At 69.5% G+C, this 25,096-nt stretch carries 22 protein-coding genes; 6 read left to right on the top strand and 16 right to left on the bottom strand.

The window, feature by feature from the left end:
- Positions 1-8: 8 nt before the first annotated feature.
- The 4 genes from ACLJO0_RS18985 to ACLJO0_RS18970 are packed head-to-tail and all read right to left on the bottom strand — an operon-like array spanning position 9 to position 5,267.
- Positions 9-1,037, bottom strand: coding sequence for a hypothetical protein (locus tag ACLJO0_RS18985; protein ID WP_410579799.1), 1,029 nt, complete (start codon positions 1,035-1,037; stop codon positions 9-11).
- Positions 1,034-1,933, bottom strand: a complete 900-nt coding sequence (locus ACLJO0_RS18980; RefSeq protein ID WP_410579798.1) for a TolB family protein — start codon at positions 1,931-1,933, stop codon at positions 1,034-1,036. Before ACLJO0_RS18980 ends, ACLJO0_RS18985 begins: the two co-directional genes overlap by 4 nt.
- Entirely contained in the window at positions 1,930-3,141 is a 1,212-nt protein-coding gene (locus ACLJO0_RS18975; RefSeq protein ID WP_410579797.1) for an MFS transporter, read from the bottom strand. The genes ACLJO0_RS18980 and ACLJO0_RS18975 overlap by 4 nt, the downstream gene beginning before the upstream one ends.
- 2 nt (positions 3,142-3,143) lie before the next feature.
- Positions 3,144-5,267, bottom strand: coding sequence for a metallophosphoesterase (locus tag ACLJO0_RS18970; RefSeq protein WP_410579796.1), 2,124 nt, complete (start codon positions 5,265-5,267; stop codon positions 3,144-3,146).
- A 191-nt stretch (positions 5,268-5,458) separates the two neighbouring features.
- Here ACLJO0_RS18970 and ACLJO0_RS18965 point away from each other — a divergent pair, with 191 nt between their 5' ends.
- Entirely contained in the window at positions 5,459-6,367 is a 909-nt protein-coding gene (locus tag ACLJO0_RS18965; RefSeq protein WP_410579795.1) for a helix-turn-helix domain-containing protein, read from the top strand.
- Here the strand turns inward: ACLJO0_RS18965 and ACLJO0_RS18960 are convergent, their stop codons facing one another.
- Complete coding sequence (locus tag ACLJO0_RS18960) at positions 6,368-7,015, bottom strand: TIGR03943 family putative permease subunit (protein ID WP_410579794.1); 648 nt, start codon at positions 7,013-7,015, stop codon at positions 6,368-6,370.
- Complete coding sequence (locus ACLJO0_RS18955; protein WP_410579793.1) at positions 7,012-8,001, bottom strand: permease; 990 nt, start codon at positions 7,999-8,001, stop codon at positions 7,012-7,014. Before ACLJO0_RS18955 ends, ACLJO0_RS18960 begins: the two co-directional genes overlap by 4 nt.
- 126 nt (positions 8,002-8,127) lie before the next feature.
- Here ACLJO0_RS18955 and ACLJO0_RS18950 point away from each other — a divergent pair, with 126 nt between their 5' ends.
- Positions 8,128-9,690, top strand: a complete 1,563-nt coding sequence (locus ACLJO0_RS18950) for a choice-of-anchor A family protein (protein ID WP_410579792.1) — start codon at positions 8,128-8,130, stop codon at positions 9,688-9,690.
- Here ACLJO0_RS18950 and ACLJO0_RS18945 read toward each other — a convergent pair.
- From ACLJO0_RS18945 to ACLJO0_RS18935, 3 genes are all read right to left on the bottom strand, one after another.
- Positions 9,687-10,598: a DUF2268 domain-containing protein gene (locus ACLJO0_RS18945; RefSeq protein WP_410579791.1), complete on the bottom strand. Its 912-nt coding sequence runs from the start codon at positions 10,596-10,598 to the stop codon at positions 9,687-9,689. The genes ACLJO0_RS18950 and ACLJO0_RS18945 overlap by 4 nt on opposite strands.
- 165 nt (positions 10,599-10,763) lie before the next feature.
- Entirely contained in the window at positions 10,764-12,776 is a 2,013-nt protein-coding gene (locus ACLJO0_RS18940) for an RCC1 domain-containing protein (protein WP_410579790.1), read from the bottom strand.
- Positions 12,770-13,009 (bottom strand): hypothetical protein, encoded by a 240-nt coding sequence (locus ACLJO0_RS18935; protein WP_410579789.1) that lies wholly within the window; start codon positions 13,007-13,009, stop codon positions 12,770-12,772. Before ACLJO0_RS18935 ends, ACLJO0_RS18940 begins: the two co-directional genes overlap by 7 nt.
- A gap of 205 nt (positions 13,010-13,214) precedes the next feature.
- Between ACLJO0_RS18935 and ACLJO0_RS18930 the strand changes: the two genes are divergently transcribed.
- The gene (locus ACLJO0_RS18930) at positions 13,215-14,108 is read left to right on the top strand and encodes a hypothetical protein (protein ID WP_410579788.1); all 894 of its coding nucleotides are present in this window, start codon (positions 13,215-13,217) and stop codon (positions 14,106-14,108) included.
- A gap of 331 nt (positions 14,109-14,439) precedes the next feature.
- Here ACLJO0_RS18930 and ACLJO0_RS18925 read toward each other — a convergent pair whose 3' ends face one another.
- Positions 14,440-15,111: a GntR family transcriptional regulator gene (locus ACLJO0_RS18925; RefSeq protein ID WP_410579787.1), complete on the bottom strand. Its 672-nt coding sequence runs from the start codon at positions 15,109-15,111 to the stop codon at positions 14,440-14,442.
- Positions 15,108-16,541: an aldehyde dehydrogenase family protein gene (locus ACLJO0_RS18920; RefSeq protein ID WP_410579786.1), complete on the bottom strand. Its 1,434-nt coding sequence runs from the start codon at positions 16,539-16,541 to the stop codon at positions 15,108-15,110. Before ACLJO0_RS18920 ends, ACLJO0_RS18925 begins: the two co-directional genes overlap by 4 nt.
- A gap of 138 nt (positions 16,542-16,679) precedes the next feature.
- Between ACLJO0_RS18920 and ACLJO0_RS18915 the strand changes: the two genes are divergently transcribed.
- A complete protein-coding gene (locus tag ACLJO0_RS18915) occupies positions 16,680-18,125 on the top strand; it encodes a GMC family oxidoreductase (RefSeq protein WP_410579785.1) in 1,446 nt (481 codons plus the stop codon).
- Here ACLJO0_RS18915 and ACLJO0_RS18910 read toward each other — a convergent pair.
- From ACLJO0_RS18910 to ACLJO0_RS18900, 3 genes are read right to left on the bottom strand one after another with little or no spacing between them, the layout of a single operon-like run.
- The gene (locus ACLJO0_RS18910) at positions 18,109-19,032 is read right to left on the bottom strand and encodes an alpha/beta hydrolase (protein WP_410579784.1); all 924 of its coding nucleotides are present in this window, start codon (positions 19,030-19,032) and stop codon (positions 18,109-18,111) included. The two genes, ACLJO0_RS18915 and ACLJO0_RS18910, sit on opposite strands and share 17 nt — an antisense overlap.
- Entirely contained in the window at positions 19,029-19,988 is a 960-nt protein-coding gene (locus ACLJO0_RS18905; protein WP_410579783.1) for an aldo/keto reductase, read from the bottom strand. The genes ACLJO0_RS18910 and ACLJO0_RS18905 overlap by 4 nt, the downstream gene beginning before the upstream one ends.
- 8 nt (positions 19,989-19,996) lie before the next feature.
- Positions 19,997-21,100, bottom strand: coding sequence for a zinc-binding dehydrogenase (locus tag ACLJO0_RS18900; RefSeq protein ID WP_410579782.1), 1,104 nt, complete (start codon positions 21,098-21,100; stop codon positions 19,997-19,999).
- 50 nt (positions 21,101-21,150) lie between these two features.
- On the opposite strand from ACLJO0_RS18900, the gene ACLJO0_RS18895 reads away from it, so the two are divergent.
- Complete coding sequence (locus tag ACLJO0_RS18895; RefSeq protein ID WP_410579781.1) at positions 21,151-22,530, top strand: amidohydrolase; 1,380 nt, start codon at positions 21,151-21,153, stop codon at positions 22,528-22,530.
- On the opposite strand, the gene ACLJO0_RS18890 is transcribed toward ACLJO0_RS18895, so the two are convergent.
- A complete protein-coding gene (locus ACLJO0_RS18890; protein ID WP_410579891.1) occupies positions 22,447-23,163 on the bottom strand; it encodes an SDR family NAD(P)-dependent oxidoreductase in 717 nt (238 codons plus the stop codon). The genes ACLJO0_RS18895 and ACLJO0_RS18890 overlap by 84 nt on opposite strands.
- Positions 23,164-23,232: 69 nt before the next feature.
- On the opposite strand from ACLJO0_RS18890, the gene ACLJO0_RS18885 reads away from it, so the two are divergent.
- Positions 23,233-24,174: an aldo/keto reductase gene (locus tag ACLJO0_RS18885; RefSeq protein ID WP_410579780.1), complete on the top strand. Its 942-nt coding sequence runs from the start codon at positions 23,233-23,235 to the stop codon at positions 24,172-24,174.
- Between the two features lie 259 nt (positions 24,175-24,433).
- Here ACLJO0_RS18885 and ACLJO0_RS18880 read toward each other — a convergent pair whose 3' ends face one another.
- Entirely contained in the window at positions 24,434-25,087 is a 654-nt protein-coding gene (locus tag ACLJO0_RS18880; RefSeq protein ID WP_410579890.1) for an alpha/beta fold hydrolase, read from the bottom strand.
- Positions 25,088-25,096 lie beyond the last annotated feature (9 nt).

Genomic DNA, 25,096 nt, shown 5'->3' with positions numbered 1-25,096 from the left:
GGCAGCAGTCAAGCAGACGTCTCGAGCGTCCGCAGGTCCAGTACCCGCCAGGTGAGAGCGTCGTTCCCGCCCGCAGACCACCACACGAACGGCCCGCGCGCCAGCACGGTGCCGAACTCCGCCGCCAGGTCGGCCAGCCGTCCGGTGGCCGTGTCGTAGAGGGCGAGCACGCCGCGGTCGTCGTCGACCACGACCGCGTACCGGTCGAGTACGACGACGTCGCCGAACGCGGGCCGGATCCCCTTCCCCCCGACCCGCCTTCGCTCGGAGCCGTCGGGCCGCATGAGGTCGAGCCGTGCGGTCCCGCTCTGGCGCAATACGTGGACCCGGCACCAGGACGGCGTGCAGTCGACCAGTTCGACGCTCTGCCCGTCGACCTTCGTCCTGCGGCCGTCGCGGAGGTCGACGAGTTCCGACGGTCCCGCCTGTTCGACAGCCGCCGCGGTCGCGAAGGGCCACGCGGTGAGCGCGTAGTCGCCGGGCAGTGGGGTGCGGGTCACCGGGCCGCCGGACAACGCCACCGTCCGCACCTCGGTGGCGTCGCCCCGCACGGCCACCCAGCTGGCCTGGCCGTCGTGCACGACGAGGTCGTACTGGGAATCCAGGAGCACCACCCGCCCGGTGTCGGCGGTGACGGGGACCGGGTCCTCGCCGTGTGGCCCGGCCCGCCACAGCGTCCCCGTCCCGGTGATGTCGGACAGTTCCAGCCACACCAGCGCGTCCGGGGAAGTGGCGAGGACGAACCGGGGCGAGCCCGACGGCGGGACCTCGCGGAGTACGCGATCTCCCACCACGAGCCGGACGACGTCGTCCGCTTGCCGCACCCCGGCCGAGGTACCGGAATCGAGGAACGCCAGCGGTGTGTAGGGCGCCCCGGTGACGGCGTTCGCGGCGATCCTCGCGTCCGGCCAGAGGTCGGTGAGCGAAGGGACGGCGGGCGCCTTGGCCTCGGGGGCGGGCGCGGGCAGAACCATCACGACGACGGCTGCCAGCGCGGCCAAGGCCAGCCCCGTGCGGGTGCAGTCGCGCGGGATCACCGCACCACCGCGGGGGAGGAGGCGCCCGCGCGGACGAGCGCCGGCGCGCCGGTCCCGTCGGAGGGCACCGCGTAGACCGCCTTGTCCCGGCCGTAGGCGACGGTCCTGTCGTCCAGCCACTGCGGCTGGTCGTCCAGATGCGCGGGGTCGGCGAGCGGGACGTCGCGGCCGTCGGCGAGGGAAAGCACGTGCAGCCGCCACCGGTCGCCCGTACGGAACTTGTAGGCGACGCGGGTGCCGTCCGGCGAAAGCGACGGGCATTCGACGTTGCGCCGCACCGCGGTCAGCGTGCGACCGCGGAGATCACCCCGCACCAGCCAAGTGCCGCCCGCCGATCTGGCGGTGGCGTAGAACGTCAGATCGTCCCGGGCGAAGGTCACTCCCCAGTAGTTCAGATCCTTGGCCGGGTACGGCTTTCCGTCCACGGTGAGCGCGAAGTCCTCCAGGGAGCCGTAATGGTTTCCGGTGTCCAGGTCGAAGATCCCGGCGGTGGTGGAGAACGTGCCCACCCCGCCCAGATAAGAGTCACCGGAGCGGAACACCGTCCAGCCGACCAGTCGTCCGGACGGGGAGACGCGGACCCGGGACGGCAGCCCCCATTCGGAGATCAGCCGCGGTGCGGCTCCCGGTTTCGTGACGACCAGTTCGGCCTGGTCGGGCACCGCCGTCGCGCGCAGGCACGCCAGCGTCCCCGCGGCGACGTCCACGCGCTGACAGGCCGGACCGACGCGGTCGTCCTGCCGGACGCGGCCCGAGTCGTCCACGTACAGCAGGCCGCCGTGCGCCAGATCCAGCCGCTGTTCCGCCACCGCGTCCCCGGTGCGCAGCCCGACGAAGACCGCCCCGGCCGCCACCGTGACCACCACGGCCGCGACGCCCACCCACATCCGTTTCATTTCACCCTCGTTCCGGCCAGTACCGACACCAGGAGCACCGCGGCGAACACCGCGAACGCGGGCCGCAACGCCACCCCCGCCGCGAGTGCGCCGAACAGCACCGCGCCCGCCGCCCTGGCCAGCGCCTGTCCTGTTTGGACGATCGCGAGACCGGTGGCCCGCAAGGACTCCGGTACCAGCGGTGACGCGTGCGCCATCAGGACGCCGTCCGTGCACGCGTAGAACACCCCGTGAGCAGCCAGGACGACCGCCGCCACGGGCCATCCGCTCGCCGAGGCGGCCAAGACGACGTACGCGGCGAGCAGTACGACGTGACCGCCGAGGAACACCTTCCACCGTCCGACGCGGTCGGCGAGCCGTCCGATCGGTGAGGCCAGTGCCATGAAGGTCAACGCCGTCGCCAAGGGCAGCAAGGGAAGCGCTCCCGGCGGCAAGCCGGCGGACTGCTGCACGCCGACGAACAAGAACATGTCGCCGACCGTGCACACCCCGAGAAGCGCCGCGGCCAGACAAGTGCGGCGGAGCGCGGGTTGCCGCAGCAGGGCGAAACCCGCCCGCAGCCGTACGCGTGACCGCTCGACCGTCCCGGCGGGGGCACGGACGAACACGGCCAGCACGATCACCGCGATCACGGCGAGGCAGAAGCTCACCCCGAACACCGCCGGATAGTCGCCGACGAGCAGCGTCAGCAGGCCGAACGCGGCGATCGGACCGAGCAGCGCGCCCGCCGTGTCCATCGCGCGATGGACACCGAACGCGCGGCCGAGACCGTCGGCGGGGGTGGCGAGGGTGATCATCGCGTCCCGCGGCGCGGTGCGGATGCCCTTGCCCGCGCGATCGGCGCCGATCACCAGGCCGATCGCGCCGAGCGAGGATCCCGCCGCGGGGAAGGCGAGTTTGGTGGCCGCCGAGAGGCCGTAGCCCACCAGCGCGACGGCTTTCGGACGGCCGAGGCGGTCGGAGAAGTAGCCGCCCGCCAGCCGCAACAGCGCGGTCGCGCCCGTGTAGAGCCCGTCGATTGCACCCAGCTGCAGGTAGCCGACGCCGAGGCCGTAGACGAGGTACAGCGGGAGCACGGCGGTGACCATCTCGGCGGACATGTCCGTGATCAGGCTGACCACGCCGAGGCCGATCACGGTGGCGGGCACTGATCCCGCCCGGCTCGCGGGCCGGGCGGGATCGGTGGAACGGAGGGTGGAGAGGTACATGGCTACGCGCTGACGCGGATGTCGTCGACCGCGGACTCCCACAGCGACGCGGTGCTCGCGTCGGCGGCTTCGACCAGCAGCCGCACACTCCGCCCGGCGAACGACGACAGGTCCGCTGTCGCGGTTTGCCAGGCGCCCGCGACCTCGGTCGCGGAGCCGGTCTTCTCGAAGACCGTCGTCGGCGTGGTGCCATCGAGCACGCGGATCCGCAGGTGGTCGGCGGAAGTCGCGTTGTCGCCGTGCGCGAAGGTGTAGGAGAAGGTCAGCTTGCCGCCCGACGGCACGGTGAACGACGGCGAGGCCATCGACGACCCACCACCGTCGAGGTCGTTGACGCCGTACTCCGATCCGGCCAGCCGCCCGGTGACCAGGCAGTTCGCGCCGCTGGTCGTGTCGCCGCGCTGCTTGATCTGGTTGCTGTAGGTCGAGGTGGTCTGCTCGGGATCGCCCCGTTCCCATTTACCCGAGGTGGCGGTGTCCGTCCCGGCCGCGTTGAGCCGCCAGCCCTTGTCGGTCTCGAAGTCGTCGGCGAACGCCTCACCGCCCGCCGAGTCCACGCTCACCGTGACCTTCGCCGTCTGGGTCGTGGAGCCGGACGACCCGGTGACCGTGGCCGTCGCCGAACCGGACGCCGCTTCGGAGGCGGTCAAGGTCAGCGTCGCCGACGCGGTGCCGTTGGCAGGCGGGGTGACCGACGACGGCGAGAGCGTGCCGGTCACTCCCGAAGGCAGGCCCGACACCGAAAGCGTGGTCGCCGAACTGAAACCACCGGTGCTGCCGACGTTCACCGTCACCGAGGCCGTCCCGCCCGGTTTCACCGACACCGACGAGGGGGTGGTGCCGACGGAGAAGGCGGGGGAGGAGACGCCCTTCTTGCATTTGCCGGTCGCGGTGTCGATGAAGGTGCGGCCCGACACCGGCACGAAGTCGCTGCGGTACTCGGTCGCGCTCAGCGTCAGCTTGCCCACGCCGAAGGTGTTGGTGTTGCCCGCTTCCTGCACGGCGGCGGAGGACTGGTCGAAGTTGTAGTAACCCCGGCCGCCGGTACCGATCAGCAACTCGCGGACGCCGTTCACGTCGTCGCGTGTGCCGTCCGGCCGCGACGGCGCGTACCGCTGATAGTTGTGGTCGTGGCCGACGACGATCAGGTCCGCCTTCGCGTTGTAGAGCGCCTGGAAGAACGGCGTCACCGACGAGTCGTCACCGTGCGAGCCCCGGCTGAACCGCGGGTGGTGGAAGAACGCGGCCGTACAAGGCTTCGTACTCGCCGCCAGGTCGTTCTTCAGCCAGGTCTCCTGCGTCGAACCGGTGCCGCGGGTGATGTTGGAGTTGAGCGCGACGAAATGCCAGTCACCGACGTCGAAGCTGTAGTAGCCCTTGCCGCGTTCACCGGCCCGCGTGCCGAAGTAGTCGAAGTATCCCGAGGCGCCGGACGTGTTGTACTCGTGGTTGCCCGGTGTCGGATAGGTGATGGACTTGAACTGCCCGTAATAGGGGTCGTAATTGTTCTTGTATTCGGACAGCGTGCCCGAACTGTAGGCGTTGTCCCCGGCCAGGATCAGCGCCTGCGGGTTCATGTTCTTGATCAGCGGCGCGGTCTGGTTGCACGAAGACCCGCAGACGTCGCCGACCGCCGCGACGGTCGTGGTCGCCGCCGCGAGCGACCGGTCACCCGCCTGATAGGCGTCGATGGCGAAGCGGCTGGCGGGGTCGGCCAGCGCCGCCGACACCCGTACGCAGTCGCCCTCGAACGCGCGGGTGTGGAACGCTTTGCCCGGCCAGTGCTGAGCGGTGAGCGTGAACGATCCGGCGGTGCTGCCGGTCAGCGTCACGGAATCGCTGCCGCGCAACGAAAGTTCCGTGAACCGGACGCGGAGCCAGTGCGCTCCGGGCGCGCAGACGGATCGGGCGGCCTGCATGGCGGCGCCGCCACCGGACACCGAGGCGGGGCCACCGGTGACACCCGCCTCGGCGAGTTGTGGAACCTGATCGGCCACTTCGGGCACGGCGGGTGGCGCGGCTCCGCCTGCTTGCGGTTGCGCGGCGACCAGGAACGCCCCGGCGGCCAGCGTCGAGGTCGCGACGGCGAGTGTCCGGCGGCGCCATCGGCTTGTGGTTGAGCGCATGGGAAATCCTCTTCGGTCAGCGACGGGAGGAAGTGGGATTCGGGAATTCCGGGGGGATTCTTCCGACGATTCAGACCCTAATCACGACCGGAGGGGCGTCAACGGAAAGTCGCCGAGGGGCTGGATAACTCTGAACGGAGCCCGGTTCACCCGACGAAAGTCGGGCGTTCCGGACGGTACGCTGCGCCTTCATGACGAGTCTCGCTCCGGCGGAATTCGGTGCCGCCCTGCGCACCGCGATCGAACGCAGCGGGCTGAGTCTCAGTGAGATCAGCCGCCGCTTGCGTGACCACGAGACGCCGGTCAGCATCAGCGCGCTGAGCTATTGGCAGAATGGTGAGAACCGGCCGGAACGAGCCAGTTCGCTCGCCGCCGTGACCGCGCTGGAAACCATTCTCGGCCAGCCTCCGGAGACGCTCACCGGGCTGCTCGGCCCGCGACGGCCGCGCGGCCGCTGGACCATCCGGGCCGACACCGCCCTGCCCTACGACCAGGTGTGGCGGCGGCCGGAGGAGGTGGCGCGCGCACTGGCCAAAATGGACGTGACGCCGGACGAACTCGACACCCCGAACCGGCTTTCGCAATACCTTTCCTACCGGGTGGACGGCGACGGGCACCAGGAATCGGTCCGGGTCCGGCGGCTGATCCGGGCGGATCACGACGGCACGTCGAGGTTCGTCTTCGTGAGCCGGTGTTCCAGCATCACGCAGCCACCGGCCGTACTGTTCGCCGAAGGCTGCCGCCCGGCGCGGTTCCGCGCGGACGTCCCGTCGTCCACCTGCGTCTTCGAATTCGCTCTCGACCGCACCCTGGCCGCCGGCGAACTCGCCGTCGTCGCTTTCGGGGTGCGTTTTCCGCCGGGGCAGGCCAGAAAGCACGTCCAGATCGCGCTCTACCGCCCGGCCCGCGACGTCGCGGTACAGATCGCCTTCGACCCGAAGCGGTTGCCGCGGCGGTGCACCGGTTTCTTCCGGCCGCGCGGTTCGATGCCACCCGAGGAACGCTGCGAAGCGACGTTCGACCGGGACACCAGCACGTTCCAGTTCATCACGCTGGACCCGCAGCCCGGCCAGTACGGGATCCAGTGGAGCTGGACGTAGCTATTCGTAAGGACGTTCGGGCGCGGCCACCGGCGTGATGGTCTCGACCTTGAGGAACGGGATGCGTTCGCCGTTGACGGCGTCCACCACGGACCCCGGCCGGAACGTTCCGGTGACCTCGACCCAGGTGTCGGGTTCGTGCGGGACGCTCCCGTCCAGCACGACCTTCACCGGGCGCCCGTCCGCGGCGCAGCAGGTCAGGATCATCCGGACGAGCAGTGCCCCGCCGTCCTGGCCGGCGGCGGTGAAGCCGGTGAGCACGACCCGCCGAGAACCGAGGGAACGGCCCTCGTCGAACACCGCGCGCGAGGCGTAGTCCAGGACGGTCACCTTCACCGGGTCGCCGTCGGGCAGCGGCGGGTACTCGTCCGAGCGGGCCAGTGCCGTGCCCGCGTTGCCCGCCGCGTAACTGCCGAGCGGTTGCGGGGAGACCAGCAGCAACGCGAGGACCGGAAGCGGGAGCAGCCAGGCCACCTTCGGGTGACGATGGCGGTTCGCCGCCGCCAGGATCAGGACCAGGACGCCCGAGGCGAGCAGGAACGGCCAGAGTCCTTCCTTGACATAGCGCAGGTATTGGCCGGTCAGGCAGACCTTGACCACGGCCGCGCCCAGCAAGAGCAGTACGACGGTCGCCGCGGTCCGGTTCACCAGAGCACCGCCCCGGTCACGGCCGCGCAGGCGAGGGCGACCACGAACGTGGCGGGCGCGAACCGGACGGCGAACCGCCTGCCGAAGGTTCCGGCCTGCATGGCGAACAGTTTCAGGTCGACCATCGGCCCGACCACCAGGAACGCCAACCGGGCGGTGAGCGAGAACTGGGTCAGCGAGGCGGCGACGAAGGCGTCCGCCTCGCTGCAGATCGACAGCAAGACCGCCAGCAGGGCCAGCGCGAGGACACTGAGCACCGGGTTGTCCGCGACGGCCTGGAGCCAGCGGCCGGGGACCAGGACGTTGAGTGTCGCGGCGGCCATGGCGCCGACGACCAGGAACCCGCCCGCGTGCACCAGGTCGTGGCCTGCCGCCCCGGCGAACGCCCGCCAGCGCGTGTCACCGTGGGCGTGTTCGGGCAGCTTGATCCACTCCGTCCGGCCGAGACCGAGCCACAGCCAGCCCATCACGACCGACGCGGCGAGGCCCGCCGCCGCCCTGGCGAAGACCATCGACGGCTGATCGGGGAACGCGATCGCCGTGGCGGCCAGTACGACCGGATTGAGGGCGGGGGCCGCGAGCAGGAACGCCAGCGCGGCGGCCGGGGTGACCCCTTTGCGCACCAAGGCGCCGGCGACCGGGACCGAACCGCATTCGCATCCCGGCAGCACCATTCCGCTCGCGGCGGCCGCCGGAACCGCGAGAACGGGATGTTTCGGAAGGACTTTCGCGAAGAATTCGCGCGGGACGAAGACCGCGATCGCCGCGGAAAGGGTCACGCCGAAAGCGAGGAACGGAACAGCCTGGAGCACGATCGAAACGAAGACCGTCGTCCAGGTCTGCACGATCGGTGTCCCAAGGACATCGTCAAGTGGGCCTCGGACTAGCAGAACGACAACGAGAAGGCCCGCGAGCACTTCCACCGAACCGATGCGCCGGTCCACTTCGGTCTTCACCGGCCCGACTCTAGGGTTTCCGCCTTCCACCAGGAATTCCGTCGTCTGGACAACACTGGACGACCACGAATGGGGTGGGTTACCTTCCTCGCCCGGTCGGGGGTATTTCCGGTTTCGAGTTGTGGTCACCCGGTCGAAGGGCACAAGAATCGCCCCATGCGTGCAAGGCGGTTCGCCTCCCTTTCTGCCGGTGCCGCCGCCGCGGTGTGCGTGGCGGCCCTCGTGGTCACCGACGGCGCGGTCGCCGCCCCCTTACCGGGCGGACTGGGACCGTGCGTCGGATCCGCCTGCCCGGACAAATACCCACCGGTGAACAACAAGGACTACGCGGGCCGGGACAACGGCATCAACGTCTATGTCGGCGGCGAATTCCAGGTACGCGAAGCGGCGGCGGAAGCCGAAGGGCGAGTCGTCGTCCTCGGTGATTTCGACATGGCGAAACGCGCGGGCGCGTCCTCCATCTACAACGTCGGCGTCGCTGGTGTCGGATCACGCGTGCCACCGCCGGACGGCGCGGACTTCCTGAGCACGGGCGGGAACGTCAGCATCGCGACAGGCCAGCGGCTGCTCGCCGAGGACGGTGTCGTCCGGCACGCGGGAACCGTCACCGGGACGGTGATCGGCAAACTCGAAAAGGATCCCGACGCGGTGAAACCCTATGTGGGCCTGCGCGAGGATCTTCGAGTGGCCAGCAAGTGCTACGCGCGGGAAGGCACGACGCCGCGCCCGACCACGGGCACGGCGGTCAACCAGGGACACCGCACCCTGTTCACCGGGGACGGCAAATCCGCGTTGCAGGTGTTCACCGTGGACTTCGACCTGACCGGCGCCACCGGCGGCATGCAGGGGATCGAGTTCGAAGGCATCCCGGCGGGAGCCACGATCCTGGTCAACATGGTGGGAGCCGCCAGGACGATCAACACCTACACCGGAGACCTGAACGACCAGGACCCGCTGAACAAACTGCGGGAACGGCTCCTGTGGAACTTCCCGGACGCCACCCGGGTGAAGATCGCCGGTGGCGCCCAGTTCCAGGGGAGCGTGCTGATCGGTGAGCCGGGGAGCACCGCGACCATCACCGCGTCCGGGATGAACGGCCGCTTCTTCACCACGGGCTCGCTCGTGCACACCTCCGAAGCCACCGGCGGGGGCGGGCAGGAGTTCCACGCCTACCCGTTCGACGGTGACCTGCCCGAATGCGTCAGCACGCCGACCACGACGCCGAGCAGCTCTTCTTCTTCGACTTCGACGAGCAGTTCGACCACGACGAGCAGCAGTTCCACGACGACCAGCAGTTCAGCCCCGTCGACTTCGCCCACTTCCACCTCGACGGCGCCGACTTCGACCACCGCGACTTCGACGACGCCGACCTCGCCGAGCCAGACGAGCACGACCTCTACGTCTACGTCCAGCAGCAGTTCCTCCAGCAGCGCCACGTCTTCGAGTCCGACGAGCAGCACCGCTACGTCTTCGAGCTCGAGTAGCACGTCACCGACGACCAGCAGCTCGTCGAGCACGACACCGGGCCCCGGGGTGACCGTCACTACCACGCCGGGACAGCCGGGAGCGACCACTCCGGGCGGCGGGCCGACCGACAGTGGACCGCTCGCCTCGACCGGCAGCGAGATCCGGGGATTGCTGGTCTCCGGCCTGTTCCTGCTGCTCCTCGGTGGCGCGCTGGTGGTGCTCACGATCCGGTCGAGGCGCCGCGAGTCCTAGTGTCGTGCGCCGGAAGTTCGCGTGGACACCTGGGCGAGCGCGGTGTCGATGACGTCGCGGCGGTCCACCAGCAGGGCTTCCGCGGCGGTCCGGCCCGTCGCCGCCAGGTAAGCGTCGACGAGCCGGTTCCCGACCGCATACCCCGCACCGGCCGGTAGGCCGACGGGAGTACTGCCGTAGCGGGCGGCGGTCTCGTCGCCGTGCACCCAGGCCGCGAAGTTCTGCATACCGGTGATTTCCAGCCCGGAGACGACCTTCGCGAACACGGCGTCGTCGTGCAGATGCGGCACACCGATGCGGGCGTAGCCGAGTTCGTCGCCGTACAACTGGCGGGCGAAGGCGTCCGCCAGCCCTTCGGACACGATCTGCTCGCCGACGGTGACCGTCGCCGGATCCCAGATCACCCCGCCGGGGCTGTAGCGCAGGTTGTGGTTCAGCTCGTGGACAGCCGTGGCCTCCAGGCGCGCCAGGTTCTCCGGATACGGCCAGAAATTGAGGTGGATGTAGCCGGAGACGCTGCCGTTCGCCGTCATCCCCAGGTTCGGGCCCATGAAGTGCGCGTCGCCGGGATTACCCAGCACGGTGAGGACGGTGATGTCCGGCACCGTGAGCCCTGGCGTCGCCGCGAGCTGTGCAGTGAGGGCGTCGTCGAGCGCCCGCTGGATCCGGTTCCAGGCGTCCGCTTCGTGGAGTGCTTCGATCGCCTCCAGACAGCGTTCCTCGTCGCGGTCGAGCGGGAACCCGGAACTCATCGCGTGCATCGCGACGACGTCCACGTCGCCGGGGAAGTAGCGGTACATCCCGACGGCGGGTTCGATCATCGCCTTGAGCAGCGCGGCGCGGTCCGCTCGCGGCGCGCGCAGGATCTTCCGCATCGCGGGGTAGGTGTCGAGAACCTTGATCGTCATGGAAGCGACGGTAAGGGCTCCAGTGGGTGGAGACTCAAGTCTCGTGAGCGTCGATTCGGGTTAGGCCGACCGTGTTCTAGGTGCCTACGCGCAAAACCCACTACATGAAGGACCCCTTCATGTACTTCAAACCTGGCATCACGCAAGAAGCGCCGCAGGTCACGCCTACTGATGAAGGGCGAGGCCGCCGGCGATGGCCTTGACCCCGGTCAGACCGGGGACCTGCACCGGAACCGTGGTGTAGTACGGGTAATTCATGACCGCGCCGCCCAGCCCGAGGTCCTGATTGCTGCCCCAGCCCAGGACGGTGCCGTCCGCGCGTACGGCATAACCGGCTCCGATGGCCTTCGCGTCGGTCACATCGCGGACCTGGACCGGGGTCGACGACGTGCAGTCCGCGCAGTCCGAGCCGTTGCCGAGCCCGCCGCTGCTGTTGTCTCCCCAGGCGAACACGGTGCCATCGGATTTCAGGGCGAAGGCGCGTGCCCAGTTACCGGTCACGGCGGTGACCCCGCTCAATCCGGTCACCGGCACCGGGACCCGCGAAACACAGGTCGACGTGCACGCGACACCGTTCCCCAGTTGGCTCTTGGAGTTGTCTCCCCATGCCGCGACCGTGCCGTCCGTTTTGACGGCGTACCCGCTGGCGCCGGTTCCCGCGCCGATCGACTTGATCCCGCTGAGCCCGGAGACGCGCACCGGGGTGGCGGAGCTCGCGACGGTGGAGCCGTTCCCGAGTTCACCGCGGGTGTTGCCGCCCCACGACCACACGGTGCCGTCGGATTTCAGCGCGTACCCGGTTTCCCTGGCCGCCGCGATGGCGGTGACCCCGGTCAGCCCTGCGACCTGGACCGGCGCGTTGACGTTCTGGCCCCACTGCCACACGGTGCCGTCGGTCTTCAGGGCGTAGCCCCTGGTGTCGCCGCTCGCGATGGCCTTGACGGAGGTCAGCCCCACGACCGGGACCGGCGACTGCGAGGTGGTGGCGGCGCCCGCCCACCAGCCGTTGCCGAGCCGTCCTGCCGAGGCGGCGCCCCAGGCCCGGACGGTGCCGTCGGCACGCAGCGCGTAACCGCTGTCGGACCATCCGGCGAGCGCGACGACATCACTCAACCCGCTGAACGGCTTCATCGTCATCGGAGTCCCGGCGCCCTGCTCCCAGGAGTAGGAGCCCCAGGTGGTCACGCAGTTCACCACGCAGTCGGCGGGCGGCACCGTGAAGTAGCCGGACAGGTCTGCGGTCACGTCGATCGAGCCGGCGCGGTTGTGGACATAGGTCGTGCGCATGAGGTCGGCGGCCGTGCCCGGTGACTGGAAGATCGCCCCGACCAGCGGGGCGACCGCCACCGAGATGGTCTGGCCAGGAGCCACGTGCACACTGGCGGGCGGCTCGCTGCTCGACCGGTTCTCCCAGGCGGTGATGGCGGTGTTCTCGGTCGCCGAGTACCCGGTCAGGTTCAACGCCAAGGCGAGCGCATGGGAAGGGATCGACGGCTGGAGCCGGTAGGAAAGGTCGCTCTTCGGGCCGATCCTCTTGGCCTGACCGTCGAAGACACCGAGACCGCTGCGGCTGTCGAGAACCCGTTCCGGCGCCACCGGGGTGAAGAGCGCACCGTAGTCACTGGCGTAGAAGCCGACCACGTTGGCGTCGACCCGCACCGTGCCCGCCAGGTTGTACAGGTCGATCGAGCGGTTGGCCCCGATCTTGACCGTGATCAGGTTCGAGCCCGTGCCGCCCGGATAGGCGGCGACGCTGGACATGGTCGGTCTCGGGGTCGCGGCGGGGGAGGCGGTGAGATACGTGGCCACGGTGGGCTGGCTCAGCGTCACACTGAACGTGACCGCGGTGGCCGTCGCGGGCACCTGGCCGGTCAAGCTCAGCCGGGTCGTGGCGTTGGGGCCGATCGAGTCGATCGGCAGCCGCGACGCGCTCACCGGCGTATACCGCGATCCCGGGGCGGTCGTGTAGTAACCCATGATGCTCGCGACGAGGTGGGTCGACCCGGACTCGTTGTAGAAGTCCAGCTTCCGGTCGGCGCCCACCTGCACGGTGACCTGATTGGACCGTCGCTTGCCGTTCTGCACGAGCAGGTTCGGCAAGCCCGGCCGCGCGGTGCCGTGCGGGAAGACGGTCACCGCGGTGTCGGCGGTCGGGCCTTCCGCCCAGAGGTTCAGCACGACCGCGGTGTGCCTTCGGGCGCGAGGCCCGCGGCGCTGCCGGTGACCGTGGTGCGCGCGCCGACCGGCCCGACCGGGATCCCGACGCCGCGGACGGTGTCCAGGAACCGGGTCGGCTGGACGGCGGTGAAACTCGACGCCGGTGAAGCGAGGGCCGTCGCGGATGCCGCCTCGGCGGCGAAGCCCGTCACGACCGACGAAAACGTGAGGATCCCTGCGGCCAGGGCCGTCACTCGGGATCTGAAAGTCGACAGTGGACGCGAAGTATCCAGTGCGGGACTCATGTACCCCCCAGTAAAGGCCCGGATCGGGCTTCCGGAATTTACCTTTCTCCCGGCCGTCCCGGTAGCGGCCGTTCAGGCTAGTGCGGCCACCCTGAGGCCGGACCAGGGAAAAGCCCGGATGCCCTTGCCGCCGCCCCCTTCTACCGTCGTGATCATGATCCGACGCATACTGCTGACGGTGCTCGCCGGTGCGGCGGTCCTGCTCGTGCCCTGGACCGTCTACCTCGCACACACGCTGCCCGACCGGTACGACACCGGCCAGTGGCGCGCGGCCTGGGTCGGATTCGACGTCGCACTCCTGCTCTGCTTCGCGGCCGGAGCGTGGCTCGGGCTACATCGCCACCGGGCGGCCGTGCCGCTGCTGTCCGCCACGGCCGCGATGTTGTGCTGCGACGCGTGGTTCGACGTCATGCTCGGCTGGACGTCGCCCGAACGGTGGACCAGCGTCGCGCTGGCCGTCCTCGTCGAGATCCCGGTCGCCGTGCTGCTGGCCCTCGCCGCGCGGCGGCTGTTGAGCACCGCGCTGCCGCGGCGATCGGTCACGTTGCGGGACATCGCGATGCGGGAGGACCCGCGATACCACCGGGTCACGCGCGAGCTTCCCGGCGATACGGAGGCGGTCGCGCGCCGGACGGGACTGGAGCGTGCCGAAGTCACCAAATGCCTGAACACTTTGCGGGACAACGGTTTCGTCCGCTGTGACCGGAAAGGGAGCTGGATCGCGATCCCGCAGGACCTGCGTGAGCCGAGGCCGGAGGACTACGATGGCGAGGAGCGGGAGCGGGTCACCGCGTTCCTCGACGCGAAGTACGCGAACGAGATCGCTTTGCTGTCCTGGGCCGCGGAGCACCGCGAGGAGTTCGGCCCGTGGTCGACGGCGCAACGGACCTCGGCGCGGTTGACCGAGGAAGAGTTCCGTGAACTGGACGCGGAGTACCGCGAACTGATCGCGCGGTACTGCCGGCGCCGACGTCGTCCGGTGGAGGGCGAGAAGGAACTCTCCGTGCGCTTCTACGCGTTCCCGCCGCCGGAGACCGTCCCAGCCTAAGGAAGCCGCGAGCAGTGAAGCGGACGTGGCCGCTTTATGCCTGTATGTGCGGTTGCGCGAGGGGGTCGTGAGTGGCAAGTGGGGTTCTACTTGAGGGGTAAGGCAAAGGTGGCAGGTTGCGAAAGCCACTTTCGCGACACAGTCGCCCCGCGGCTGCGAGCGAATCCCCGCGACCCGACACCTTTGACCTTCTCCTCAATAACCGTCCTTACCACTCACGACCCCCGCGCGAACCACGCAAATCGGACGCCGCACTCTCGGCAAGTGTCCCTTATGGACAGCCGAGAAGGTGCCAGGTCTCTGGTGAGTCGCTCTCACCACCTACGACCGGCTAGGGATGCCGCCAGGCCAGGAACGTCTCCAAAGTGGTCAACCGGTGCTCCCGCACGGCCAGTTCGATCTCCCCGGCCGGCGCGTTCCGATCGAACAGGTCGAGGATGTTCTGGTGCTCCTGCACGGAGTCGTGTGCGCGGCCGGGGACGAAGCTGAACGTCGACGTGCGCAGCCCGGCCAGCCGGTTCCAGCCGCGGTTGACCAGATCGAGCACCTGGGGGTTGGGGCAGGTGCCGAACAGGACGCGGTGGAAGTCGCGGTTCAGCGCGGTGAACCGCGACGGCTCGAAGTTGTCCAGGCAGGCGGTCAGTTCCGCGTTGAGTCCCTTGGCCTCGTCGAGTGCCTTGCCGGGCAGCGTCGGCGCCGCCAGCGCGGCGGCGTACCCCTCGACCAGCGCGAGGGTCTGCATGGTGTGCTGGTAGTCACGTTCGTCGGCCATCGCGACCTGCGCGCCGACGTTGTGCTCGTAGGTCACCAGCCCCTCGGCTTCCAGCCGCCGGACGGCCTCGCGCACGGGTACGGTGCTGACCCCGAGTTCCTGCGCGATCTGCCCGAACACGAGGCGGTAGCCAGGGGAGAAGGTGCCGTCGTCGATCCTTGCCTTGATCCAGTGGTAGGCGATCTGCGACTTGCTCATCGCGGTCGAGTTCACCGCGTCGCCGGCGGTCACGAGTAGTGCAGCCAGACTGACTTGATCTCGGTGTAGGCGTCGATCGCCCACGGCCCCATCTCGCGGCCCCAGCCCGACGCCTTGTAGCCGCCCCACGGCGCGGCCATGTCCGGGATCGGCGGCATGTTGACGAACACCGCACCCGCCCGGATGCCGTTGGCGAACCGCTGCGCGACGCCGAGGTCGCGGGTCCACACGGTGGCCGCGAGCCCGTACTCGGTGTCGTTCGCTCGCGCGAGCAGTTCGTCCTGATCGTCGTAGGCGGTGACGGCGAGGACCGGCCCGAAGATCTCTTCGCGCATGATCGTCATGTCGTCGGCCACTCCGGCGAACAGCGTCGGCGAGTAGAAGTAGCCTTCGCGGTCGATGCGCCGGCCGCCGGTGACCAGGTCGGCGCCCTGCTCACGCCCGGTCGAGACGAGGAAGTCCACGTGCTCGCGGTGCTTCGCGGACACGAGGGGCCCGAGCTGGGTCGACTCGTCGAGGCCCGGTCCGAGCTTGAGGCCTTCCAGCCCGGCGGCGAGTTTCGCGACGAACTCCTGCTCGCGTTTGCGGTCCACGAAGAACCGGGTGTACGCGGCACAGACCTGTCCGCTGTTCAGCGTCGCACCCGCGAGGTTGCCCGCGACGGCGGCGTCGATGTCGGCGTCACCGGCGATGATGCTGGGTGCCTTGCCGCCGAGTTCGAGGGTGAGGCGCTTGAGGTTCGACTCCGCGCTGGCGGCCGTGATCAGCTTCCCGACGGCGGTCGACCCGGTGTAGGACAGGTGGTCGACGTCGTTGTGCTTGCTCAGGAGCGCGCCCACCGCGCCGTCACCGGTGACCAGGTTGACCACGCCCGGCGGGAACCCGGCCTCGTGCACGAGTTCCACCAGCCGGATGCTGGTCAGCGGCGTGACCTCGCTGGGCTTGATCACCACGGTGTTACCGGTGGCCAATGCGGGCGCGAGCTTCCACACCAGGATCATCAGCGGGAAGTTCCACGGCGTGATCAGCGCGTTCACCCCGACCGGCTCGCGGCGGGTGTAGTGCAGCGTGTCCGGGAAGGACACCGGGTTGGTGGTGCCCTGGATCTTGGTCACCCAGCCCGCGAAGTACCGCAGATGCTCGGCGGCGCCGGTGACGCTGACCTGGCGGGAGATGCCGATCGGCTGGCCCTGGTCGCGGGTCTCGAGCGCGGCCAGTTCCTCGTGGTGCTCGTCGACCAGCGACGCCAGTTTGAACAGCAGCGCGGCCCGCTGGACCGGCAGCAGTCCCACCCAGGCGGGGTCGTTCAAGGCTTTCCGTGCGGCGCCGACGGCCGCGTCGACGTCGGCGGACGATGCGGTGCCGACGTCCTCGATCACCTGGCCGGTGGCCGGATCGTACGTCGGCAGGGACCCGCCTCCCGCGGTGGTCCACTGTCCGTCGATGAACAGGCGTGTGGCCATGGCTAGCTCCTCCTCGACCGGTGTGTGATCGAGTATCGGGCGCCACGAGGTCCCCGGTCTTGCCCGCCAGGGCACGCCGATTGTCGGCCAGCGAACCGAATCCGCCGGACGGGGCCGCGCCTTGCGAGGCTGAAGGACATGGACGTCATCGTGGTGGGAGCGGGTTCGGCCGGTTCGGTGGTCGCCAGGAGACTGGCCGACTCCGGGGCGTGGGTCACCCTGCTCGAAGCGGGCGGGCCGGACACCAACCCGGCCATCCACGATCCCTCGCGGGCGGGGGAGCTGTGGCACGGGCCGGAGGACTGGGACCACTACACGGTGCCGCAGCCGCACGCGGCGAACCGGCGGCTGCATCTGCCGCGCGGCAAGGTGCTCGGCGGATCGCATTCGCTCAACGCGATGATCTGGGTGCGCGGCGCCCCGGCCGACTACGACGGCTGGGAGCTGCCCGGCTGGCGGTGGGACGACGTGCGCCCGGTGTTCGAACGGATCGAGAAGGATCTGCTCGACGTCGTGCCGAACGAGCCGCTGCACCCGATCCAGCAGTCCATTGTGGACGCGGCGGTGCAGATCGGCCTGCCGTTCAACCCGGACTACAACGGCGACGAGCTGGACGGCGTCTCGGTACAGCGCGTCACCACACGCGACGGCAAACGGCTCAACACCTGGCTCGCCTACGGGCGACCCGCCGCCGGACGGATGACCGTCCACACGGGAGCGCTCGTCCACCGGTTGCTCTTCGAGGGCGACAAGGTGACCGGTGTGCTGGCCGAGGTCGACGGCGAACTGCGCAAGGTCTTCGCCGACGAGGTCGTGCTCGCGGCCGGCGCGCTGGCGTCACCGGCGATCCTGCTGCGCAGCGGTGTCGGTCCGGCGGGCGAACTGGCCGCGCACGGCATCGACGTCGTGGCGGATCTGCCGGGGGTGGGCAAGAACCTGCACGACCACCTGCTCTCGCCGGTCATCTTCGCGACAGACCGCCGTCAAGTCGACCCGCCCTCGCCCGGCCGCTCGGTGACCCAGACTCATCTGTTCTGGCGCAGCCGTCCCGGTTTGGCGGTGCCCGACACGCAGCCGATCCATTTCAGCGTGCCGATGTACGAGTCGTGGATGACCGGCCCGGAGACCGGGTTCTCGCTGATGGCGGGCATGGTCACGCCGCGCAGCCGGGGCAGTCTCCGGCTTTCGGGGCCGAGCCCGCTCGACGAGCCGTTGATCGACCTCGCCGCGCTGGAAGACCCGGCCGACTTCGAGAGCCTGGTCGCGTCCGTGGAGCAATGCCGGGAGATCGGCCGGGCGGCCGCGCTGGCGGAGGACTGGGGTGCCCGCGAGCTGTATCCGGGACCGGGCGCCGACGTCCGCGACTACGTTCGGCGGACCGCGATCACCTATCACCACCAGGTCGGAACCTGCCGGATGGGCACCGACGCCGAATCCGTCGTCGACCCGGAACTCGCCGTCCACGGCTTGAGCGGACTCCGGGTCGCCGACGCGTCGGTGCTGCCGCGGGTGACCACGGGCAACACCAACGCGCCGGCCGTGCTGGTCGGCGAGCAGGCAGCCCGGTTCATGCTCGGCCGATAGTGCGGCGCAGCCAGGAGGCCCGGGCGGCGAGCGCGGCCCGGGTCACCTCGCTGTCCGGGGCGATCCGGTCGAAACCGTGGAACGCGCCCGACCAGACGTGCAGTTCCGTGGGCACACCCGCCTGCCAGAGGCGCCGCGCGTAGTCGACGTCCTCGTCGCGGAAGATCTCGGCCGCGCCCACCTCGATGAAGGCGGGCGGCAGCCCGGTGAGGTCCTCCGCGGTCGCCGGAACCGCGTACGGCGACGTCTGTCCATTCAGGAGGGATCGCCAGCCGAACTCGTTGGCGGCCCGGCTCCACACCCCTCGTTCGGCGAATTCCACTGTGGACGCGGAGTCGTTGCGGCTGTCGATCATCGGGCACAGCAGCAGCTGACCGGCCAGCGCCGGCCCGCCGCGATCCCTGGCGAGCAAGGCGATCCCCGCGCTGAGCCCGCCTCCCGCGCTGCCACCGCCGACGATCAGGCGGGCGGGATCGAAACCGAGTTCGTCCGCGTGCTCGACCATCCAGGTCAAGCCCGCGTAGCAGTCCTCCAGCGGCGCCGGATGCGGGTGCTCGGGGGCCAGCCGGTAGTCCACGGTCACCGCGACGAAGCCGAACTCCTCCACCAGCGCGACCATCCGGGGCAGGTCGGCGAACCGGTCGTCCAGCACCATGCCGCCGCCGTGGATGTTGTAAAAACCCGGCGCGCCCTTGGCGTCCCGTGGCTTGACGACGGTGACGACCACGCCGGTACCGGGTACCTGCCGGTCTTCCAAGACGAGGTCCCGGTCGCCGATCGCCTCGGCACAACTCGGGTTCCCGTCGGCCATCGCCTGCCGGATACCCGCCAGCGAGTCGGTGCCCAGCGGTGGTCCCGTCGGCAATCCTTCGAGGGCCGCGGTGAGTTCGGGATCGAAGGCCGTCACGGTCCCTCCGGATCGACGACGCCCCGGTCGGCCCAATACGGCTCGACGAGCTCGCGGAGCCGGTCCGCGCCGACGCGCTCGACGAGGTCCACCGCACCCAGGTTGTCCTTGAGCTGTTTGGTGCTCGTCGCGCCGAAGAGGGTGGTCGTGTTGGCGGGATGGGTGAGGGTGAACGCGAGGCACAGCTGCGCCGGGGTGGCATTCAGTTCGGTCGCGATCTTCGCCAGTTCCGGAGCGGAGGCGGCGATGCGTTCGCGGATGTCGCCGGGGTCGCGGCCGACCTGGCGCGCGCCGCTGTTCTTGCCCAGCAGGATCCCGCCTTCGAAGATGTCCGAGGACTGGAGCGTGACGCCGAGTTCGCCGAAGACCTTCTTGAAGGGCTCACCATCCGGAATGGACCTTCGCGCGACGCTGTACTTCAGCTGCGCGATGGCGGGTCCCGGCACGTTCTCCGCCGCGGCGAAGTCGTGCAGGGCCTGGATCGTGGCGGCGGACCAGTTGTTCACACCCCACTGCCGGATGAGCCCGGCCTCGCGGAGCTCGTTCAGGTCCAGCACCAGTTGGTGCAGATCGGTGTCGTTGCGGCGGAGATCGCCCAGCACCACCAGATCGGCGTGCTCGACACCGGCACGGAACAGCGCGTTGTCCAGCTGGTCGCGGAGGTTGTGCTCCGGATAGCCCTCCAGCCACAGCTTGCTCGAAAGCAAGTAGTCGTCGCGGTGGAGCCCGGCCGCGCGGACCATGGCGGAGAACAGGACGTCGGTGAAGACCGGTGTGGCGCCGGGGAAACCGTAGACGCCGACGTCGAAGAGCGTGATCCCGGAATCGACCGCGGTGCGGACCAGGTTCACGGCCTCGCGGAAGTCCATCCGGTCGTAGGTGTGCCAGGAGCCGAGCGAGAGCACGCCGGTGAGCGGCCCGTCGCGGCCGATCCGGCGCTGGGGGATGACGGTCATGGGATCTCCTAGGGCAGACGGGGGTCGATGACGGCCTTGAGTTCGCCGAGCCGCGACATCGACTCGACGCACTTCGAAGCTTCGGACAGGCCGACGGGCGCGCTGAACAGCTCGTCCCACGGCAGCCGATCGGCGAACGTGCGGAAGAAGCCCACCGAGCGGTGGTAGTCGGCGATGTCGCCGTTGAGCGAGCCGACGACCGTGAGTTCCTTGCCCATCACGGTGCCCAGCGCCACAGGGGAGGGCGCGGGACCGGTGGAACCGACGATCGCGACCGTGCCGCGCTGGGCGGCGAACGCCACCGCCTCCTCGCCGATGGTCGGCCCGCCGGCGAAGTCGAAGACGTGGTCGGCGCCCCGGCCGCCGGTGAGTTCCTTGACCCGCTCGATGCGGTCTTCCGTGCTGCCGTCGACCGGGATCGTCGCGGTGGCCCCGAAACGTTCGGCCGTCTTCAACCGGTCGGCGGGCCCGCCGATGGTGATCACGTCACCCGCGCCGGAGATCCGGGCGACGGCGGTGGCGAACACGCCCAGCGCACCCGCACCTTGGACCACGACCGTCGCGCCCGGTCGGATCCCGCCCGAACGCGACACGGCCCGCAGCACGGTCTTTCCCGCGCAGCCGGACATCGAGGCCCAGGTGTCCTTGACGTCGTCCGGCAGCAGGAGTTTGGCCGCGCCGGGAGTCACGTAGCAGTACCGGACGAGGCCGCCGGTCGCGTACGGGAAGACGTCAGAGCGCTGAAGAAAACCGTATCCGCGCTTCTCGCAGGCGACCGGTTCACGCAGGATCGTGCAGCCGTAACACTTTCCGCACGTCGACTCGGACCAGCCGATGCGGTCTCCCTCGGCGATTTCGCGGCCGAGGGTGTCGGTGGTGCCCGGTCCGACGGCCACCACCTCGCCGACCATTTCGTGACCCAGCACCATCGGGAGCATGCCGGGGAAGGTCATCTGGCCGGACCAGAGGTGCACATCGGTGCCGCACAGCGTGGTGCAGGTGATCCGGACCAGCGCGGCGCCCGGTTCCGGCTCCTCAGGCAGCGGTAGTTCCCGCAAGGTGAGCGCGGAGCCGTGTTCGGTGAGCACCGCCGCTTCGGTTCTGTTGACCATCTTTTTAGTCTACAGTCGTAGGAGAAAAAGTCCAGATCCTGGAGGAAACCATGCCGTCGCAACGTATTCGTTCCGCATCGCTGGTGGTCCGCGGCGGTCCGATCCGCACCTTCGACCAGGCGGGCACGGTCGTGCGGGCGATGGCCGTCCGCGACGACCGGATCGTGGCTCTCGGTGATGTCGCGCTGGACCACATCGGCCCGGAGACCGAGGTGATCGACCTCGCGGGCAGAACCGCTTTGCCCGGTATCAACGATTCACACCTCCACGCGACCTGGCTCGGTGCCCGCTGGCCGGACACGCTCATCGGTGGCGCCGGATTCACCGGGGGAGAAGAGAAAACGGTACGGACCGCGGCCGAGCGGCGGGCCGCCATCCTGCGCGCGGGTGATCTGTGCGCGTCACTGGGCATCACGAGCTACACCGAACCAGGTCTCGGCCCGGGGGAGACGGGATGTTTCGGCGCCGAGGTGCTGGAGGAGTACGCGGCGCTGGCCGCGGAAGGGCTGCTTCGTGCGAGGGTCACCGCGTTGCGGCTCTTCGGTCTGCTCGATGGCGCCAGTTCGCTGGCGGACTTCGAGCGTGGGCTGGCGTCGCCGTCACCGGTCGCGGATCCGTTGTGGCTCACCGTGCCAGGCGTGAAGATCTTCGCCGACGGCATCCCGCCGATGCGGTCCGCGTGGACGCATCACTGCTACGCCGACGGTTCGCACGGTGTGCTGCTCGTCGACGGTGACGACGATCCGGAACGCGCGGACAACCTCGCCGCGATGATCCGTCTCGCTCATGACGCCGGGATGACGGTCGCCGTGCACGCCACCGGGGATCGCAGCATCGAGGCCGCGCTCGGGTCGCTTCGCCGCGGTGACCACCTGGTGCACGGCGATCTGGTGACGGCGGATCAGCTGGCGCGGATGGCGTCGACCGGGATCGGCCTGACCACGCAGCCCGCGATCGCGGTCGCCATGCGGGGCATGCTGTCGGACGCGCTCGGCGCCGAGGTCGGCGCCCGCGCTTGGCCGCTGGGGGACATGCTGAGTTCGGGTGTCCCGCTGACCTTGAGCAGTGACGCGCCGGTGGTCACTCCCGACTGGCGGGTGCACATCGCCGCGGCCGCCCGGATGCTGAATGTGTCCGAAGTGGACGCCGGGCTGATGGAACGGTTGCTGCGCTGCTACACGGTCGCGGCCGCCGGGCAGGACGGGGCGGTGGGCTGGAAGGGATCACTGACCGTGGGCCGGGTCGCCGATTTCTGCGTGCTCGCGGCTGATCCGCTCGAGGTCGCGTTCGCGGACCTGCCGGACGTCGGTGTCGAACTCACCGTGTCCGGCGGCCGCGTCGTGTACTCAGGTGAGCAGTTGCCCGCCGTCGACCTGGAGGCTCACCCCGGTGAGATGGCCGGCGTCGGCGGAGGCGAGGAACAGGACTGACGGCACCACGTCGGCGACGGAAGCGATGGTTCCCAACGGAATCCTCGCTTCCCACGCCGCGCGGGCGGCGGTGTCCGAGGCGAAACCGGCGGTCATCGGGGTGAGCACCGGGCCGGGCGCGACGGCGTTGACGCGGATGCCGTGTGGTGCCAGTTCGAGCGCGGCGGAGCGAGTGAGTGCCTCGACGGCGGCCTTGGTGGCCTCGTAGTGACCGAGCCCCGGGGTCGGCTGCCGGGCGCCGATGGAGGTGATGTTGACGATGGCGCCTCGGGTGCCCGCTTCCAGCATATGCGCGCCGACCGCGCGGGTCATCAGGAACGTGCCGCGGAAATTCACCCGCATGCACAGATCGAAGATGCCGATGTCCAGCCCCACCAACGGACCGCCGTCCCCGGCGAGACCCGCGTTGTTGACCAGGACCTCCACCGGGCCGAACCGGCCGGTGATCAACGCCAGCGCCGCGTCGACCGAGCCGGGGTCGGAAATGTCGAGTTCGACGTGTTCCGCGCCGAGCTCACCGGCCAGGTCGTGGGCCGCGCGGGCGTCGACGTCGGCGATGACCACACGGTCACCCGCGGACTGGAAGGCTTCGGCGACTCCGCGGCCGATGCCACTGGCACCGCCGGTCACCACTACGAGTCTCTTGTTCATTCTACGATCGTAGACTAAAACTTGTTTCCGTTGCCAGCGAAAGGAAATCTCGTGCACGAGAAGCAGAACGGATTGGGCTTCGCCACTTCGGCGCTGGGCCTGGGATCGTGGAACACCTGGGACCGCATGGACTTCGACGACGCGGTACGCCTGCTCCGGCGCGCGATCGACGCCGGGGTCACGCTGTTCGACGTGGCCCACTACGACATGGGGCCGCATGCCGAACAGTCGCGCACGGATCTCCTCTTCGGCGAGGCGGTCCGAGCGGCCGGGATCAACCGCGACGAATACCAGCTGTGCGGCAAACTCTGGCTCTGGGACTACCCGAACACCGGTTTCGCCGAGCAGCTCGCGACCTCGTTCGACCGCGTCGGCGTCGACCGAGCGGAAGCCGTCGTGGTCGGCGACTACTTCGAACGCCCGGACATCCCGCGGATCGTCACCGAGGTGGCCGAACAGATCCGGCTCGGCCGCTTCGACGTCTGGGGCGTGAACAACTGGCAGGCCGCGGACCTCGACCAGGCACTGGACTTCGCTTCGCGCGAAGGATTTCCGGCGCCTGCTTTCGCCCAGCTCAAGTACAGCGTCGCGCGGCGGTCCATGGCGGAAGGTCCTTTCTACGGCGCGCATTTCGAAGCCGGACGGTTGACCTTGCAGGCGTCGGACGTGTTCGAGGGTGGCGTGCTGCTCGGCAAGACTCCGTCGCGGAAGATCGGCGCGGATCCGGGTGGGATCCGGGATGCGATCCGTGCGGCCGCTTCGCGAGTTGTTGCGGTGGCCGGGGACTTCGGGGTGAGTCCTTCGCAGCTGGCTGTCGCGTTCTGCCTGGCGTACGCGCCGGTGGCGAACGTTTTGTTCGGGGTGAGCCGGATGGCTCAGCTGGAGGACAACCTGGGCGCTGTCGCACTGGCCGCTTCTCGCGGGGCTGAGGTGCGGGCGGCTCTGGAGGACCTCTGGCTGGACCGTTCGGTCGCCGCCGATGGGACCTTCTGACGTCCTTCGGGACCGCAATGAAGGACGCTTTCATAGCAAAATTTGCTATGAAAGCGTCCTGCATCGCGGCTGCGGGAGTGCGGGAGGCAAGGCCGTCGCTCCTTCGCGACGCGAGGCCGCCATCCCTACTTGACGTGCTATGAAAGGTCCTTTCCTTGCAAATTTTGCAAGGAAAGGACCTTTCATAGCATCGGTCGTGCTTCGAGAGGCGTTGCGAAAGTCACTTTCGCAACGCGGCCGGAGCCGCCGGCGCACAACCTCAGCCGAGGAACTCCAGCACCGCGGCCTTGAACTCCGGACCCCGCAAAGCCCCACCGTGATCCCCGGGCACCCGCACGAGACCCGCCCCCGGCACCAACTCCACCAACGTCTCGATACCCTGGCTCACCGGATCCTCCACCCCCGCGACGAACCGCGTCGGCACGGACACCGCACCGGAAACCGGCGAGAAAGGCTCCGCCCTCAGGTCTTCGATGCACCGCGCGAGCGCGGCGGGATTGCGTCCCGGCGCGGTGATCATGTGCGCGATCATCCCGGTGAGCGGATCCGCCGGTGCTTTGCCGCCGTCGGCGAACGCCAGCGCGGCCGCGATGTCGACGGCGCCGAACGGTTCGAACGGGCTCACGCCGGCGAGTACGAGCCGCCGGACCGGAGCTTGCGCGGGCAGTTCCCAAGCCAGCCGCGCGCCGAGCGAGTATCCGACAACGTCCACTTCGGACAGGTCCGAGACCAGTCGGGTCAGTTCCGAAGTGATCGCGGCGGCACCCAGGGAGCCCGAGGGAGCAGGGCTGGAGCCGTGCGCTGGGAGGTCGGGCACGAGCACTTCGCGGCCCGCGGCGGTGAGGGCGGCGGGCCAGCCCGTGGTGATCCAGTCCGTGTGCCCGTCGGAGGCGAATCCGTGCACCAGCAGCACAGGCGGCCC

The organism is Amycolatopsis sp. lyj-108, from assembly GCF_046549005.1.
Taxonomy (GTDB): Bacteria; Actinomycetota; Actinomycetes; order Mycobacteriales; family Pseudonocardiaceae; genus Amycolatopsis.
Note: the sequence above shows the minus strand (reverse complement) of the source record. Positions and strands in the feature narration are given on the sequence as shown.